Raw genomic sequence first — 15413 nt, 5'->3', positions numbered from 1 at the left:
TCGGGCTCTTAATGGAGCAAAGCGCAAGCGGGGGGGAAGGGGGGCTGGCGGACTTCTTCTCACATCCCGCCATGACGCGTAGCGGACCCGCCCTGATCGCGATGACGCGAAATACTGCCCTGGTCCCGGTGTTCTTTTTTCGCGTTGGAAAGACGGGGACTCACGTCGCGCGCATCGGCACACCACTGGAGCTGGAAGGAGGCGGCGGAGAATCGCCCGAAGCGTTGATCCGCAACGTCGAACGGATCAATGCCGCAGTCGAAGAGGCGATCCGGGAGGCTCCCGAGCAGTGGATCTGGAGTCATCGAAGATTCAAGACCCAGCCACCCGGGGTGCTGCCCATCTATCCCTCGCGCCGCTCGCCCTTGCGCCGACTGCGTCATATTCTGAGAGGCAGGGACTAGCCACGCGCTGACTCCTAACTGTTCTTGGCTCGCTTGCGGCGGGCCAACTGGCCCAGGATCACTCCACCCATGCAAACCAGGACCGCGGTGCCCGGCTCGGGAACTGTGGTGACGAAGTCGTCCATCGCCAGATAGGTTGGGGTGTTGATTCCGAAGGAGCCAATATCGGATGAGCCGAAGCTAAAGCGGAGTTCGTCCACCAGCCCGAGCGAGCTGAGATCGACATAGGTCCATGAATCGATGATGTAGTCGTCGGCCGAATTCGCAAACCGATAGTCCGCAAGATAGAAGACCACGCTGTCCGTGGAATTGCCGCCGAGGGAACCCTCGATGGTGACGTTGAACCAGTCTGCGTCGAGCCCGCTCGCGCCGCCAAACTTCTTGGCGAATGCGTCGCCATTCAGCATCGAGAGCGCCGAGTAGGTCGTGGTGCTGAGGTACGTGCCCGTGGCCAGCTGTGCGCTGTCCAGGGTGATGTTTCCGCTGTCTGTGAACAGCACGCCGTACTGGCTTCCAGCGCCAAACCCGCCGCCCGCGTAAGAGCTGTATTGGTTTGCGAAACCCTCAGTGGTGGTGTCGGTGTGATTCGAGACGGCCCAGCCATCCCAGCAGCAGCCTCCGCCGAAGTCGGTGAAGGTGTTGTCGAAGGTCGTCCCGTCGATCGTGAATCCACCGGCGAGGTCGCTGCCGTTGTAGTACCCGCTTGGATCGAGGGGAAAGCTCTCGAAGTCGATGACGCCCGCCATCGCCGGCGCGCTCAAGATCAGCGCGGTGACGAATACTGAGATTGAACGCAAATTGGGTCGTGGTAAAGATGTTGCAGATCGCATGAGTGGTGATCTCCTCGGGTCCTCGAAGGCAAACCATTTCAATCACACACGGCTTCTGTCGTGTGCGCCAAATGTGCAGAGAACAACTTCTTGGAGAATTGAGCTGGAGTTGGGATCACCCGCAAACATGGCGAGCGACACGAAACTCCTTCCCGGCCCCCGGAGAAGAATCTTCAATCCGATGACGCCTCGAGTTGTTTCGAGCTCTACCCGGCTACGAAGAGCATCTCTCTTCGAAGATCGTCAGTGAAGTCGAAACAATCTCAACACGCCCGCATATCGATGGAAGGTCGGTCTTCTGGCTTCTGGATCTACCAACCTCAAACGCCTTCCCAACCCATTCGTTCCCAACTTTGCGCCTTTGGCTTTGCTTTGGCTTTGCTTTGGCTTTGCGTAGACGCCGTTGGGCGGTTGTGGATCAGTGGCAATTCGTTGAGGCTGTCCCCAGTTACAGCGACGGGCTCGCGCCGGACTCTCACCGGCTTCCCAGTCTTCCCCGAAGCGATCTCGGAGAAGCACTCCTTCCAGCACATTTAGGTGGTGCCAGCCTAACGGAAGCAGCGTTGCACTGTCAATCAATTACCAGGAGCCTGGGTTGGGGACTCGTTCCAGCTACGCGATTGCGTCGTCCGGAGAGTCGGGGTCCTCAAAGGCGACAACGCAGTCGCGTCCTGCGGCCTTTGCGCGGTAGAGTGCTTGATCGGCGTCATTGAACAGCCGCTTGCGGTCTCCCCGATAGAGCGCGACGCCCATCGAAACCGTGACGCGCTGGTGTTCGCTGGGTGGATCGAGGAAAAAGCACGTTTCACCGATTGAAATGCGCATTTTTTCTGCCAGCTGCACCGCACCTTCGAGGTTGGTCCCGGGGGCCACGAGGGCGAATTCTTCACCTCCGTAACGGGCCAATAGATCCGTACTTCGCAGCAGATCGCTCATCAGCGCTGCGATGCGGCGCAAGATCTCGTCGCCACCCGCGTGGCCGAGCCGGTCGTTCCAGGACTTGAAGTGGTCGATGTCGATCAGGACCAAGGCGAGCGGTTCCTTGGTACGGTCCGCGCGCCGGGCTTCCTTGACAATGGTGTCCTGGAAAAACCGATGATTGTGCAGTTGGGTCAATCCGTCGGTGATGGAGAGCTGCGCGAGTACTTCGTTGGCGCTGTAAAGTTCGTCGTTGCGGCTTCGCAACATGGCATTGACTTCTTCGACGTTGCGATGGGCGGCCTCGAGTTCCTGGGCGTTGGTATTCAGGCGGTTCGTCATTTCAAAGAACGCACTCGTCAACAGGCCCACCTCGTCTCGAGAGATGCTTTCGGGAATTTGGACGTTCTTCTCTCCCCGAGAAATCCGGATGGCGGCTTCGGAAAGTGCCTCGATCGGCCGCACCATGGCCACTGCAATGCGATACGCGACCAAGGCAAAGATGGCCACGATCGCGAGATTGATCCCCAGAACCTGTTGGGTAGCCGCGACCACCCGCGCAAACGCGAGATCATATTCTTCTTCGATCACCAGCATCCAGCCAAGTTCTGGGAGTCGGGTCAACGCCATGGAGCTACTGATCAGCCGTTTGCCCTCGGCATCCGTCGAATCTGCGGCTCTGCTGGGTGCGTCAGACGTTGCGAGAGGGAGCGCGTACATCTCCGGGCTCTGTCCTGCAGAACTCGACGCCAGATAGCGGAGATCTTCACTGACGATGGAAATTCGTGCGCTAAAGCCGCCTCCGTGCAATTTCAGGATTGGTGCCAACTGCTCGAGACCCATGACGAGATGCAGCGTGGGGCCCGTGTTGCTGTCGAGTTCGCTCGGTTCGTGCACGGGGTCTAGTTGGATGGAGGCAACCTGGAAATATCGTCCGCGCGAATAGCCTGCCCGACTAAAACCGCTGCGTCGGATTTCTTTGCGCATGTCCGCCGACAACTCGATTTGGGGACCTTGCCAGAACAGCGAATCGCCGTTGTGGTCCAACAAGAACACCGAAGAGATTTCGGGCGCGTCGGCGAGCAGTCGCTTGAATTCATGACCGACTTCCGCGAGTGCGAACCTGCGAGTGGCTGAATCAGTACTGTCGGACAATTCGGGCAGCTGCCGCTCGAGAACCTCGCTTTCGGCGAATGTCTGCAGGTCCCTCTCGCGGTTTTCGTACCAGAACTCGAGATCGGCGGCGGTGCGCTCGAGAATGGCCGGAAATGATTCCTCGATTGTCTGGCGCAAAAACGAGTCGATCAAGCGGACGGCAATTCCCGTAACGGCGAGGGAGGTGCACAGGGTTGTGGCGAGCACAAAGAACCCGATGCGCGTGGGGAGACTCTGGATCGGTCTCCGCCAGACGCGAAAGTTCTCGATTTTGGGTTGTTCTGCCGAATCCCGCTGGATCATGCACGTCGCCTTCCTCGACTGAGTTTCGGCATTCTCGCCCCCCTGCTTGAAGCCGACGGGGTGGAGATCCCGCGACTGCGAAACCTGCTCGGGTTCTCAGGGCAGATTAGCGGGCGCTTCATCCAGCAAGGCGACACAAATCCGACAAAACCGGACGGATTGGGTGTATTGGGGTCAAAAACCCTGGCGGCGGGGAGGCTCGGGGAGCCTATCGGGGCGGGCACCGACAAAACGTACAGAGTCCGATCAGCCGCCGACAAAACTCGACAAACTGCGCAGTGACTCAATCAAAATCAAAATGGGGAACCGTCTGCCCTTTCTCAATCCCCTTCCCACGAGAGTCTTGGGTCAGGCTCCTAGTCAAAGTTGTGAACAGGCCGGTGACCCAGTTCGGCAAGGCGTGCGATCAAGGCTTCGGCCTGATACCGCAGCCGAACATTTTCGAGTAGCTGGCGCTCAATTTTGCGAATCGCATTTGCGACTGAAGGGTGGTCGCGGTTCAATTCTCGGCCGATGTCCGCGAGTGAGGCTTCGGTGTAGCGGCGACAGAGATACATTGCGAGCTGTCGCGGGACAAGAACATCGCGCCGTCGGGATCGCGACGCGAGTGCGGCCGGCGAGGTGCGGAAGAACCCCGCGACCGATTCGATGATGTCCGACGGGGTGGTGCTAAGCGCGATCGATTTCGTGCGAGGACTTCGGCCCTGGAGAGATTCGCGGGTCAGTTCCAGATCGATCGGTCGCTTGAACAAAGAAGCAATTGTGACGAGTTGGATCAGCGCGCCTTCCAGCTCTCGCACATTGCCTTCGACCTCTTCGACGAGTAGATCCAGGCAGTCATCGGGCAGGCGAATACCGCCGTGGGCCGCCTTTGCGCGCAAGATGTTGCGCCGCACCATTGCATCGGGTGCGTCGAGCTGTGCCAAGAAGCCGCTCGACAAGCGTGCTCGAACGCGTTCGTCGAGTTGGCTCATCTCCTGGGGGAACTTGTCGCCCGTGAGTAGAACCCGGCCGCCGCAGTCGAGAACATGCTGGACCACGTGGAAGAACTCGAGCTGAGTTGCTGCCTTCCCCGCTAAAAACTGTACGTCTTCGACCACGAGCAATTCGCAGTGCGTTCGGTAGCGCCGCTTGAAGTTCGGCATTTGGCTGCCGCGGATCGCCTGGGTGAACTCGCTCGTAAACGCTTCGGCCGTGGTATAGCGGGCGCGATCTCCGATGGCGCGAGCGGCCGTGCCAATGACTGCGCGCGAGAGATGGGTTTTGCCGAGACCCGACTCCGATACGATGAAGAGCTGGTTCAGCCCCAACTGTTGTCGATTGGCCAGGGCCAGGGCGGCTTCGCGCGCGAGCGCGTTGCACGAACCGACGGTGAATGAATCGAAGGTCAGCGGAAAGGCGGATTGCCGAACCTCGCTTGCGGTCTTGGAGTCGCTCCCCAGCGGATCGCGAGGCCGGCCGACCCGCGTGGGACCGGCTGGGCGACCTGTTGACCCGGTTCCGACCACTTTCAGGCTTCGGGGCGGCGTACCACAGGCGCCCGGGTCTGGTGCGCTGGGAGCCGCCGTCGAGAACGAGGCCGCGGACAGGGTGGCTTCGACGGCTTTCCCGATCGAAATCGTCTCCCGCGAGCGCCGGTTCGCGCCGCGATGCGAGCGGGCCGACGACCGTGCAAACGCCTTGCTCTGCGGCGGCGTGGAAGACTTGCTCCGGCTGTCTCTGTTTGGAGGTGTCTCTGCGTTTTTGGCGGTGTTGTTGTTGTTGATGGTGTTGATGGTGTTGATGGCGACGGCTGTGGCTGTCGGTTCGGCGGCATCTAGGGGTTCGACCGCCTGCTCTACCACTTTGACGCGGAGCGGAATGCGGCGACCAAATTCCGCGTTGACACAGTCGTCAATCGCCGGGAGGAAATAGTCTCGGATGCGGTCGCTGTGAAACTGCGTCGGACAACCGAGTTCGAGGCAATCGCCGTCGAGTCTCGCGACAATCTGGGGCACCCACATTTCAAATGAAATGGGAGCGAGCGCTGCTTGTAAACGACGCATAACGCCGTCCCAGACCTCGGGGGGGAAGGTCATGAGTTGATCTTGCCTCTTTTTATGGATGGGCTCTGTTGGTGTCTCTTGGATCGCCACCCACTCGCAGAAACGAGTTCTGGCGGATGAGTGAATAAAACCGTGTATTGATCGAGTTGTTCAGACTGAGTGAATGGGTGTGCCTGATCGGCGAGGAATTATTCTTACCATGTTCCAAGTTGATAGTCATGACTGTTTTGACCCGCTGCGAGAAAAAATAAATCAATGGAAGCTACTTCGATTGGGACCGCAGTTAACCACATGTGATCAAGATTCCGCAAAGTCGATTCACATCGATCGTGGCATAGGGGATACACTCTAGTGGGTAGCAATAACGAGTCGTCACGTGCGCAAATACCGTCGTTTGTTTTCGGGAACGCTCTATGAATTCGAGTAGTTCCCCTTCACCCTTCAGCCGACTTCCCCGCCAACGATCGAGTGTAGGGGGGCGGGTATCACAAAAAAGTAAAACTCATCCATACTGCTAAATACTAAAATTTTCTCGAAATTACTCAAAAAATTGAATCTGGAAATGTTGCTGAACTTTTTGTTGCATTGCTGCGGGAGAATTGTTGTCGAGGACGCTTCAAGCAAACTCCGTTTCGCTATCGAGCCAATATCCAGTGATACTGAAATGGCGTTCGCATAATGGGCAGCGGAGATTTTAAAAATATTCGACTCCGGAGTTGTACGGAGTGTTGCAGTGGGATTCGCGCGATCGGTCTGCCGCCGGATTCGCAGATTCTTGACTTCGTCGGCGTCCGTTTCTGTCGGATCATCTGACGAGAACAGGGCTCAGAGGTTCGAATATGGGCTCGAGGATGAGCCCTTAGATGAACTCAGGCGTGAGCTTTAAAATCGGATTTAAGATGGGACTTAAAAATGGGCTCGGAACTGGGCTTAGAATTGTAGACGGTGATTCGGATCCAGGATTTCAGGCGCTGTTGGCAGCATCCAGTTCCTCGAGGGTGTTCGGCCCTGCGAGAACCTTTACCGCGATGTCATCGCACGCGACGGACTTGTCCAGGAGCTCGCGGAGCAAGCCCTCCACCGTGAGTTCATCGTACTCGTCGAACGCGTCTTCGAGACTGCTTTCGGTGATACTGAATTCGACCGAGAGATTGATTTTTACGTCCATCGCGTACTCCCCTTCTTACCTTCTTGCCCCAGCCGGCTCTGCCAGTCTGCGAATTGTCTGAGCCGTGCCGGTCCCGTCTGTCCGCTTACCTGCTTGTCCACCCACCTGTTGGTCTCGTCTGTGGCGCCTCTTTGACCTTCGATGCGATGACGTTCTATGACTATGACCCATGACGCTCGAGACGCACCCCGAAACAGCCTGTCACTCGCCGCCGTCGCACAACGAACCCGACGAGCAAACCGCGACGTTCGACCGCAAAAGCCGGCGAAACGACCGCGAAGAGCTTTCTAAGTAGTTGAATTTACAACCATTTTGGAACGCGCGACAGCATACACCACGCTTTGACATCCGGCTACGAAATTCTTCCGCAGAATCGCGACTTTAACTCCCCCACCTGCGAAGGCATTGAGAATACGGGCGGCTGAGGGATCTTGCCCTCAGCCATACGCAAAAAATGTGAATTCTTGGTGCAAGAAATCACTCAACTCCGCTTCGGCACGGGTCGAAGAGTAGGTCTAGATCGAAGCCCATCCGGGGGGGGGAAGGCTTCGACGGGACGCCCTGGAATCGAAAGATTCCGGGGCGCTTTCCGTTTTGGGGCCCGTTCCTGATCCCGTGACGATCTGGGCAGGTTCAGGGTTGGGGCTGCGCGGTTTCTTCTGCGGACCGAGGGTCCGAGGAAGCCTCTGCGTCGGGAACCTTGCCGTGCTGCAGTTCCTGCGCGTGTTTGGAATCGGTGAGGTCGCTGTGGCAAGCAGCCTTGGCGCCCTTTTCTCCCATGCTCCGCTTCGTCTTTGACGCCAACCGATGGAGTTCGGCCGGGGACAGCACGCCTCGTTTTTGCAAGATCTCCTTCTGGGTTTCAGACAGGGCCGCCGTGACCTTGGGCTTGTCCCAGGCGTATTCGCTGTCGTTGCCCGAAAAGAACTGAGTGATCTCTTTGCTGATCCGCACCGAGCACCAATCGTGGCCGCACATGGCACAAAAATCGGTATCGACGTCGAGATCTTCGTCGTGATACGCCCGGGCGAGGTCCGTGTCGAACGCCAGTTCGAAGTGCTTTTCCCAGTTCAATGCCGCCCGCGCCTTGGTGAGTTCGTCATCCCAGTCCCGTGTCCCCGGGATCCCGAGCGCGACATCCGCCGCGTGCGCCGAGATCCGGTAGGCGACGCAGCCCTGCTTGACGTCGTCTTTCTTGGGCAGACCGAGATGTTCCTTCGGCGTGACGTAGCAGAGCATCGATGCACCGTGATAGGCCGCGGCGGTCGCGCCAATGCAGCTGGTGATGTGGTCGTAGCCCGGGAAGACGTCGGTCACCAGCGGGCCCAGCACATAGAAGGGTGCGCCGTGGCAGAGTGTTCGCTGCAGCTTCATATTGAATTCGATCTGATCGAAGGGAACATGTCCGGGTCCCTCGACCATGACCTGCAAGCCATTACGCCACGCACGCTCGGTCAGTTCGCTGATCGCGCTGAGTTCACCGAGTTGGGCGAGGTCGGTCGCGTCGGCCAGGCCGCCGGGACGCAGGCCGTCGCCGATCGAGAAGGTGACGTCGTAGCGCCGCATCACTTCGCAGATTTCGTCCCACAAGGTGTACATCGGGTTTTCGGCGTTGTGGTGCAGCATCCACTTGGCCAGCAGGGAACCGCCCCGGCTCACAATTCCGATCAACCGCTCTTTTACCAGGGGAAGATGTTTACGCAGGATTCCGGCGTGAATGGTAAAATAGTCGACCCCTTGAGAGGCCTGATGCTCGAGTTGGTCGAGAATCAGCTTCTTGTCGAGATCCTCGATCGTGCGACCCAGAATCATTGAATAAATGGGAACGGTCCCCACCGGGAGAGTGGAGTTCTCGATCATTGCTGCGCGGGTGGCGTCCAGATCGCCCCCGGTCGACAAGTCCATCATCGTGTCACTGCCCCACTTCTCGGCCCAGTGAAGCTTCTCGACCTCTTCGTCGATGTTGCTCGCCAGGGGCGATGCTCCCATGTTTGCGTTGACCTTGGTCTTGCTCGCGCGACCTATACACATCGGGTCGAGTTGCTTAGCGAGGTGAACTCTGTTGGCCGGGATGACCATGCGTCCGGCGGCCACTTCGTCGCGCACCTGCAAAGGGGTGAGATGAGGTTCCCGTTCGCTGACGCGCTTCATTTCGGGGGTGATCAACCCCAGACGCGCGTGTTCGAGTTGGGTGATGGGTTCGAAGCCCTCGGGTGGCGTCCAACGGCCGTCGACTTCTTCCCAGTCCTCGGGCATGAAATCCCAGGCGGTCTTTGCAGAGGGTTCCGGCATGCCGGGGGTGTCGGGAGAGCTGAAGCTGCGCGGGCCGCCGATGTCGGCGGGGTTGGCGAAACTTCCCGGGGTCGTCCCCTGGGCGCGAGTCGAGGGGTTGCCACCGAGCGGTGGAAGCTCGATCGGATCTCTTTCGCGACGTAGATCGAGTGAAATGGTGTCGCCTTGCTCTGGGGATCGGGAGGACATGGTCGATACTCCTACGATTGATTAGGGGACGCGCTGATCCGTCACACTATCACGGATCTCGGCGACAAATCACCTCAACGAGTCAGTTCAGGCGCGCTAGCGTGTACGAACCATGAATCGTCAATACTCCCGAAAGCTCTTCGCGTCGCTCTCGTTGTCGATCGTCGCTTTGTTGGCAGTTCACTGCGATCGCGGGATCGAACCGTTTGATCCGAACGAGGAACCGGTCGCTCCCGATCTCGCCCGCATCTATCCAAATGGCGTTGCGCGCAAAGCGGTGCCGATGGGCGGCGGAATGCCGGGTGGACCCCCCGCTCCCGCCCCAGCGCGTCGGGACGTCGCAGCGCCGATCCGGGATTCTGATCTGGGCGCGGGAGCGTCGATTTCCGGAACGATCGAGCTAGACCGTGCGTTTTACGCGGATCGCCCGGCCAACGGCACGCTGTTCATCATTGCCCGGACTCGGCCCACGGGCCCTCCGCTCGCGGTACTGCGGGTGCCGACGCCAAGCTTTCCCCACAGCTTCGAGATCGGACAGGCCCAGGTGATGATCCCCACTCTGCAGTTCGACGGAGAAATCCAGCTCTCGGCTCGGCTCGATTCCGACGGCAACGCGATGACGAAACTGCCAGGAGACCTGATTGGTGCGGTCGCGACTCCCCTGGTACCGGGCGCGAGCGGCGTCGTCCTGGTTCTCGACGAGAAGCTCTAGTCCGGCTGCTCGAGCTGCGTCAGGGCGTCGATTTCTCCCGCCACCACCAGCGTGTCGCCTTCGCGCAAGATGTCGTCGGCGCTCGGAACGCGTACTTCCTTGGAGCGGGCGTCGAGTTTTTTGGCGCGCCGCAGGAGCAACACCTGAACTCCCGTGCGCTCGCGCAGTGCAAGCTCGCGCAAGCTCCGATTCAGATAATGGTTCGGAACCATGATCTCTCTAATGGCGAAGCCCGAGCCCAGGTCGATCGTCTGGCCCTTCTCGACGGCACTGAGATTGCTCGACAATCCACCGATCAGATCTCTGCGCATTGACTCGCGATTGTGAGCCTCGATCACGTCCTTCTCGCGTACGACCCCCACAAGACTCAATGTGTTTTCGGCGCGCACCACGGCAAACTCGTCGACCGCCGTGCCGCTGAACAACTGCATCACAACCGAGAGATCTTCTTCTTCGGTGACCGTTGGCCGGTTGCTGTCGACCAGATCGCCCGCGACTACGAGGTGTTGCAGGGTTTCGCGCTCGTAAATCAAGCGTCGAACTTCGGCGAGCGAAATCGCTCCCAGAAGCTTCTGATTGTTGTCGACCACAAAGAACTGCGAGTGATCGCTCTGCACGACCAGATCGAGAATCGTCTGAAAGTTTGCCGATGCGGGGATCACCTCCGGGTGGGGATCAATCACATCCCGCACATAGAGTCCTTTCAACACATTGGGATCTTCCCGGGCAAACAGATCAATTCCCTGGCGCCGCAGCTTGGAGGTATAGATGGAATCTCGGCTCAGTACCTGGCAGACGAGCGAACTCACCACGCAGGCGACCATCAGTGCCGGAATGATGTCGATCGTCTGGGTGAGTTCAAAGATGATGATGATCGCACTGATGGGTGCGTGGGTAGTCGCCGCGACGAGCGCGCCCATCGTCACCAATGCATAGGCGCCCGAGCTAGCCGTGGCTTCGGGAAAGAAGGCGTGGATGTGGGTGCCGAGAAAACCGCCCGTCATGGCGCCCAGGAACAGGGATGGCGCAAAGATCCCCCCCGAGCCCCCCGAACCGATGGTGACTGAGGTCGCGGCGATCTTTGCCAGGACCAGGAGCGCCATGGTGAGCGCGGGAAGCGTGCCCGCGAGCGCTTGCGAAATGGTCGTGTACCCGACTCCGAAAACCTGGGGAAGCTCGATTGCGATCACTCCGACCAAAAGTCCACCGACCGCTGCTTGCAAATACGTTGGGATTGACAGACGTTCGAAAAAGATTTCGGTGGCGTTGAGAGAGCGAATGAATGCTACGGCGACCAGGCCCGCCACCACTCCTGTCACCATGTAGGGGATCAACTCGAGTGGGCTGACGATGTCGTAGACCGGGACCTCGAAAGCCGGATGGTTGCCGAGAAAGAAACGCGAAACCACGGTCGCGACGACCGAGGCAATCACGATCGGAGTGAACTGGGTCACCGCGAAGTCGCCCACGATGACTTCGGCCGCAAACAATGCGCCCGCGATGGGTGCGTTGAAGGTGGCGGAAATGCCCGCCGCCGCGCCGCATCCGACCAGGGTGCGGATCTGCGTGGTCGGGAGTCGCAACAGCTGCCCCAGGGTCGAACCAAAGGCGGCGCCGATCTGGATGATCGGACCCTCGCGACCCACCGAGCCGCCAGTCCCAATCGAGAGCGCCGAGGCCAGGGCCTTGATGCCCACGATGCGGGCACGAATGATCCCGCCGCGCAGCGCCACCGCCTTCATGACTTCGGGCACACCGTGGCCCCGGGCTTCCCTGGCAAAGAAATAGATCAAGGGACCGACGATCAGTCCTCCCGTGGCGGGTATGATGAGACGCCAATACCACTCGAGTGCCATCGTCTGTGCCAGGGGGTCGTGAGCTTCGGCCGCGAATCCCTCCTCGGCGAGCAAACTCAAGCCGTCCATTCCACCGAACGCCACGGCTTGAACCGCGCGAATCATGAAGCGGAAAATCACAGCGCCCGCCGCGCCGGCGAGGCCCACCGCGATGGCCGCGAGCACCATGTGGAGGTGCCCGCCTTTTTCCAGCACGCGGAACAGGTTCTCTGTCGGATTGGGTGCGGATGTTGTGGTTTCTGTTGTCGATGAAGTGATGGGGAATCTCCACTGCGCAGGCGCGGCGGATGCTACCCGGTCGACTGCATTTTTGCGTGAGAATGTTGTGGGTTAGATGAGTCGCACGTCTCGACGTGCAGCGTTATTCATGCGAGCTTCGCAACTCGATCGAGTACCGCGTCGATCAAACCCTTGTGAAGCCCGAGAGGCTCACTAATGCGGATCTCGATGCCGGGATGCTGCTGTGCAGCGGCATCGACCAACTCGGGAATGCTCTCTCGGGTGTGACGGCCGGGACCCAGGAAGTAGGGGTGCACGACGATCGTCTGGGCGCCGGCATCGACACAGCGCGAAATTCCCGAGGCCACGTTGGGCTCGGCGAGTTCCATGTGGGCGATTTCGACAATTTCGCCCGGAATTCGCGCGCGCAGCGCCTCGGCCACGGCGCTCAGTTGAGCGTTGGCTTCGGCACGTCGACTGCCGTGGTCTACCAACAGGATGGCTCGCTTCACGAGATCTCCCAAAGTCGCGCGGTCGCTACCAATATTCAGCCCTCACCACCAGGTCGCCCACGATCTCGAGCTGACACGAAAGACGCAGCTTCTCGTCGACCCGGTTGAGTTCCTTGATGTGCGCCTCCTCGTCGGGCTCCGGGGGCAGGGCTTCGATGCCCTCGACGATTTCAAGTCCGCAAAGGGCGCAGAGCTGATTCTCACCGCAGGCGGACATCACCGGCAACCCCGCCTGGCGCGCCGCGTTGAGCAGGGTGGTTCCGGCGGGGACCCGGACAATATTGCCCGACGGCAAGAAACGAACCGTGAATTCCACGAGCGGAGACTACTGGATTGAGTGTTCCGTGCGAAGGGGTGTGACTTGGCCGCAGACTTTGCCGTCGGGTACGATCAGAACATGCCGACCGCCGGATTTCTCGTCATAGGAAACGAAATTCTTTCCGGCAAGGTAGTCGATACCAACTCGCCCTTTCTCGCCAAGCAGCTGAGAGAGATCGGTGTCGATCTCGAGCGGATCCTCATCATCGCCGACGATGTCGACATCATTGCCCGCGAAGTGCGCAGCATGAGCGAGAACTACGACCACGTGATGACATCCGGGGGCATTGGCCCTACTCATGACGACGTCACGATGGAAGGAGTGGCAAAAGCCTTCGATCTGCCCCTCGAGCTCGACTCCGAACTGTACAAACGGATCGAGCAGGCTACGGGGGTTCATTTCAACGAAAGCATGCGAAAAATGGCGATGCTGCCCAAGGGAGCGCACGTCGAGGAAGCAGGGGAACTCTGGTTTCCGCTGATCAGCCTTCGCAATGTCTTCATTCTTCCCGGCATTCCAAATCTGTTCGAGCGGAAGTTCGAATCGATTCGCAAACAACTCGTCGGGGTTCCGATTGCGTTGCGTCGGGTCTACGTGACGTCGTACGAGAGCGAGATCGCCGTTCATCTCAATGAATTGCTCGTTGAGTTTTCGGATCTGATGCTCGGCTCGTACCCGCAAATCGGGGATTCGGATTTTCGCGTGATGCTCACCCTCGAGTCTCGCGACGAGCAGTACCTCCAACACGCGTTGGATTCGCTGCTCTCTCGCCTGGCGCCGAACACGATCCATCGGGTCGAGTAGCTGGACCCCACGACCCACGACGCTTTCGCATGGTGGCTCGCCCACCTGCACCCCGCGTGGATGACGCTGTGTCTGGCGGCGCTCATTGCCGCACTGCGGATCGGACTCAGAATGCGCAAGCGCCGGCTCGCCGGGGGTCCGCGCGACCTGGACTTGATCCGCCTGCATCTCAAGCTCGCCAAACCGGCAATCGTTCTTGTCATGTTCGGATTTGTCGGCGGCGCTCTCTCATCGACGTTGATTCGCGGTTGGACGCTGTTCAACAGTTCTCACGGCGTATTGGGCTTGATCGTCGTATGCCTGTTCGGAGCCACTGCCTACTTGGGGTACCGCGCGGAGCGAGGAGAAGGCGAGCCGGGGATTCACGGCTTGCTTGGGGTGCTCACAATTCTCATCGCCTCACTGGCCGCATTCGCCGGTTTCGTACTTCTTCCCTGATTGATACCTGGGGACGTGAGCCGGGATAGGACCTGGGAGGTCACCCGAATGCCCCATCAGGGCCTAAGGCTTTCTGTGTAATTTCATAGACAATTTCCCCACCAGCCATTCCAGCTATGGCCAACGCAATTTTGCTACGTAGTTTGTGTCGGCACCGCGTAGGCGACAGCCATCGTTTAAATGCCCCCCATGATTACTGGCGAAAGCACTGGTTGGCTCCAGTTGAAGTTGGGCGCCATGGGGGATCGCATGAACAGTCGTTTGGATACAAAGACCGGCAGCCAAGATCCTGATCAACTCGAAATACTTCAGCTGCAGAATGAGCTGTATCGCCGCGCCCAGGTTGCACTCGAGGCGGACCGGCAAGAATCGGTCTTGATGTTCGAGAACGCGCCAGCCGGCTTGTTCGTGCTGGGAGAAGACGGTGCGATACGTCGGGTGAATCGTCGCGGTGCCGACGCGCTCGGAGTTCAGGTCAAAGATCTGGTCAATGAAAATTTCCAGAAGTTCGTCAGCGAACCCTCGGCCGCACTCTTCGCTGAACATCTAGTGTTGGCGAACGGAAGACCGCGCAGCGTGTCGAGTGATTTGCTGTTGCGCCGAGCCAACGGGATGGCGTTCTGGGCCCGAACCCGGAGCGAGCTGTCGCGGTCTTCGAGCCGGGCTGACGAGCACATCATCGTCACCATCGACGATATCGATGATCTGGTCCCGGATATTCGCTCGCAAAGCGAGCTGAATGCACCGGTGGGCAAGATCGAATCTGCACCCGTCGAGGAGTTGGGGGGACGGATTCTGGTCATCGACGACGAGGAGTTGGTGCTGAAGGCCACCGCCCGAGTGCTGCACCGCATGGGATATGAAATTGTGAGCTTTACAGAGCCCTGTCAGGCCCTGTTGGAGTTCGAAGCGTCACCTGAGGCTTACGATGCGATCGTCACCGATTTTCGCATGCCGGAGATGAACGGTCTGGAGCTTTCAGAACGCCTGGTGGCGCTGCGCCAAGATGTTCCGATTCTCTTGACCTCTGCGTTTACCGGTGAGATCGACAAGGCGAGGGTGGAAGAGATTGGGATCGAGCGGGTGTTGGAGAAGCCTGTGTCGGCGGAGGAGTTGGGACTCTGGCTGGCGGAGGTGATTCCGGAGAAATGAGTTTGGGTTTGGGTTTGGGTTTGAATTTTGATTTAGGGTTGGTTGGTTGGCCCAACTCTGCCCCAGTCGCTCCTCGGTGTGACCCGCGGTTTGGTAC

The 15413-nt window shown here is 59.1% G+C and carries 13 protein-coding genes and 1 riboswitch; of the genes, 5 read left to right on the top strand and 8 right to left on the bottom strand.

Annotated features, from left to right (window positions below):
• Positions 1-404 (top strand): lysophospholipid acyltransferase family protein (locus IH881_13660; GenBank protein ID MCH7868736.1); only part of this gene is annotated, 404 nt, incomplete at its 5' end.
• Positions 405-418: 14 nt separating this feature from the next.
• On the opposite strand, the gene IH881_13655 is transcribed toward IH881_13660, so the two are convergent.
• From IH881_13655 to thiC, 5 genes are all read right to left on the bottom strand, one after another.
• Entirely contained in the window at positions 419-1234 is an 816-nt protein-coding gene (locus IH881_13655) for a DUF4465 domain-containing protein (GenBank protein ID MCH7868735.1), read from the bottom strand.
• Positions 1235-1504: 270 nt separating this feature from the next.
• Positions 1505-1774: riboswitch (cobalamin riboswitch) on the bottom strand.
• Between the two features lie 72 nt (positions 1775-1846).
• Complete coding sequence (locus IH881_13650; protein ID MCH7868734.1) at positions 1847-3610, bottom strand: diguanylate cyclase; 1764 nt, start codon at positions 3608-3610, stop codon at positions 1847-1849.
• A 356-nt stretch (positions 3611-3966) separates the two neighbouring features.
• A complete protein-coding gene (locus IH881_13645; protein MCH7868733.1) occupies positions 3967-5655 on the bottom strand; it encodes a chromosomal replication initiator protein DnaA in 1689 nt (562 codons plus the stop codon).
• Positions 5656-6619: 964 nt separating this feature from the next.
• Positions 6620-6823, bottom strand: coding sequence for a hypothetical protein (locus tag IH881_13640; GenBank protein MCH7868732.1), 204 nt, complete (start codon positions 6821-6823; stop codon positions 6620-6622).
• Between the two features lie 633 nt (positions 6824-7456).
• Positions 7457-9304 (bottom strand): phosphomethylpyrimidine synthase ThiC, encoded by a 1848-nt coding sequence (thiC, locus tag IH881_13635; protein ID MCH7868731.1) that lies wholly within the window; start codon positions 9302-9304, stop codon positions 7457-7459.
• Positions 9305-9416: 112 nt separating this feature from the next.
• Here thiC and IH881_13630 point away from each other — a divergent pair, with 112 nt between their 5' ends.
• The gene (locus tag IH881_13630) at positions 9417-10016 is read left to right on the top strand and encodes a hypothetical protein (protein MCH7868730.1); all 600 of its coding nucleotides are present in this window, start codon (positions 9417-9419) and stop codon (positions 10014-10016) included.
• Here the strand turns inward: IH881_13630 and IH881_13625 are convergent.
• From IH881_13625 to IH881_13615, 3 genes are all read right to left on the bottom strand, one after another.
• Positions 10013-12067: a chloride channel protein gene (locus IH881_13625; protein MCH7868729.1), complete on the bottom strand. Its 2055-nt coding sequence runs from the start codon at positions 12065-12067 to the stop codon at positions 10013-10015. The genes IH881_13630 and IH881_13625 overlap by 4 nt on opposite strands.
• Before the next feature lie 170 nt (positions 12068-12237).
• Positions 12238-12603 (bottom strand): cobalamin biosynthesis protein CbiX, encoded by a 366-nt coding sequence (locus tag IH881_13620; GenBank protein MCH7868728.1) that lies wholly within the window; start codon positions 12601-12603, stop codon positions 12238-12240.
• Between the two features lie 25 nt (positions 12604-12628).
• Positions 12629-12919: a 2Fe-2S iron-sulfur cluster binding domain-containing protein gene (locus IH881_13615; GenBank protein ID MCH7868727.1), complete on the bottom strand. Its 291-nt coding sequence runs from the start codon at positions 12917-12919 to the stop codon at positions 12629-12631.
• Positions 12920-12940: 21 nt separating this feature from the next.
• Here IH881_13615 and IH881_13610 point away from each other — a divergent pair, with 21 nt between their 5' ends.
• The 3 genes from IH881_13610 (at position 12941) to IH881_13600 (ending at position 15316) form a co-directional block, all read left to right on the top strand.
• Positions 12941-13726: a competence/damage-inducible protein A gene (locus IH881_13610; protein MCH7868726.1), complete on the top strand. Its 786-nt coding sequence runs from the start codon at positions 12941-12943 to the stop codon at positions 13724-13726.
• A 60-nt stretch (positions 13727-13786) separates the two neighbouring features.
• Positions 13787-14164, top strand: coding sequence for a DUF4079 family protein (locus IH881_13605; protein MCH7868725.1), 378 nt, complete (start codon positions 13787-13789; stop codon positions 14162-14164).
• A gap of 249 nt (positions 14165-14413) precedes the next feature.
• Positions 14414-15316 carry a response regulator gene (locus IH881_13600; GenBank protein ID MCH7868724.1) on the top strand — a complete coding sequence of 301 codons (903 nt, stop codon included), beginning with the start codon at positions 14414-14416 and terminating at the stop codon, positions 15314-15316.
• The last annotated feature ends 97 nt before the right edge of the window (positions 15317-15413 follow it).

The sequence above is a fragment of the Myxococcales bacterium genome, assembly GCA_022563535.1.
Lineage (GTDB): Bacteria > Myxococcota_A > UBA9160 > UBA9160 > UBA4427 > DUBZ01.
This window is presented reverse-complemented; position numbering and strand designations above follow the sequence as displayed.

What these genes read in the sequence shown, in the direction of transcription:
- IH881_13655 (MCH7868735.1), bottom strand. Translation starts at nt 1,234, where the DNA reads ATGCGATCTGCAACATCTTTACCACGACCCAATTTGCGTTCAATCTCA.
- IH881_13650 (MCH7868734.1), bottom strand. Translation starts at nt 3,610, where the DNA reads ATGATCCAGCGGGATTCGGCAGAACAACCCAAAATCGAGAACTTTCGC.
- IH881_13645 (MCH7868733.1), bottom strand. Translation starts at nt 5,655, where the DNA reads ATGCGTCGTTTACAAGCAGCGCTCGCTCCCATTTCATTTGAAATGTGG.
- IH881_13640 (MCH7868732.1), bottom strand. Translation starts at nt 6,823, where the DNA reads ATGGACGTAAAAATCAATCTCTCGGTCGAATTCAGTATCACCGAAAGC.
- thiC (MCH7868731.1), bottom strand. Translation starts at nt 9,304, where the DNA reads ATGTCCTCCCGATCCCCAGAGCAAGGCGACACCATTTCACTCGATCTA.
- IH881_13630 (MCH7868730.1), top strand. Translation starts at nt 9,417, where the DNA reads ATGAATCGTCAATACTCCCGAAAGCTCTTCGCGTCGCTCTCGTTGTCG.
- IH881_13605 (MCH7868725.1), top strand. Translation starts at nt 13,787, where the DNA reads ATGACGCTGTGTCTGGCGGCGCTCATTGCCGCACTGCGGATCGGACTC.
- IH881_13600 (MCH7868724.1), top strand. Translation starts at nt 14,414, where the DNA reads ATGAACAGTCGTTTGGATACAAAGACCGGCAGCCAAGATCCTGATCAA.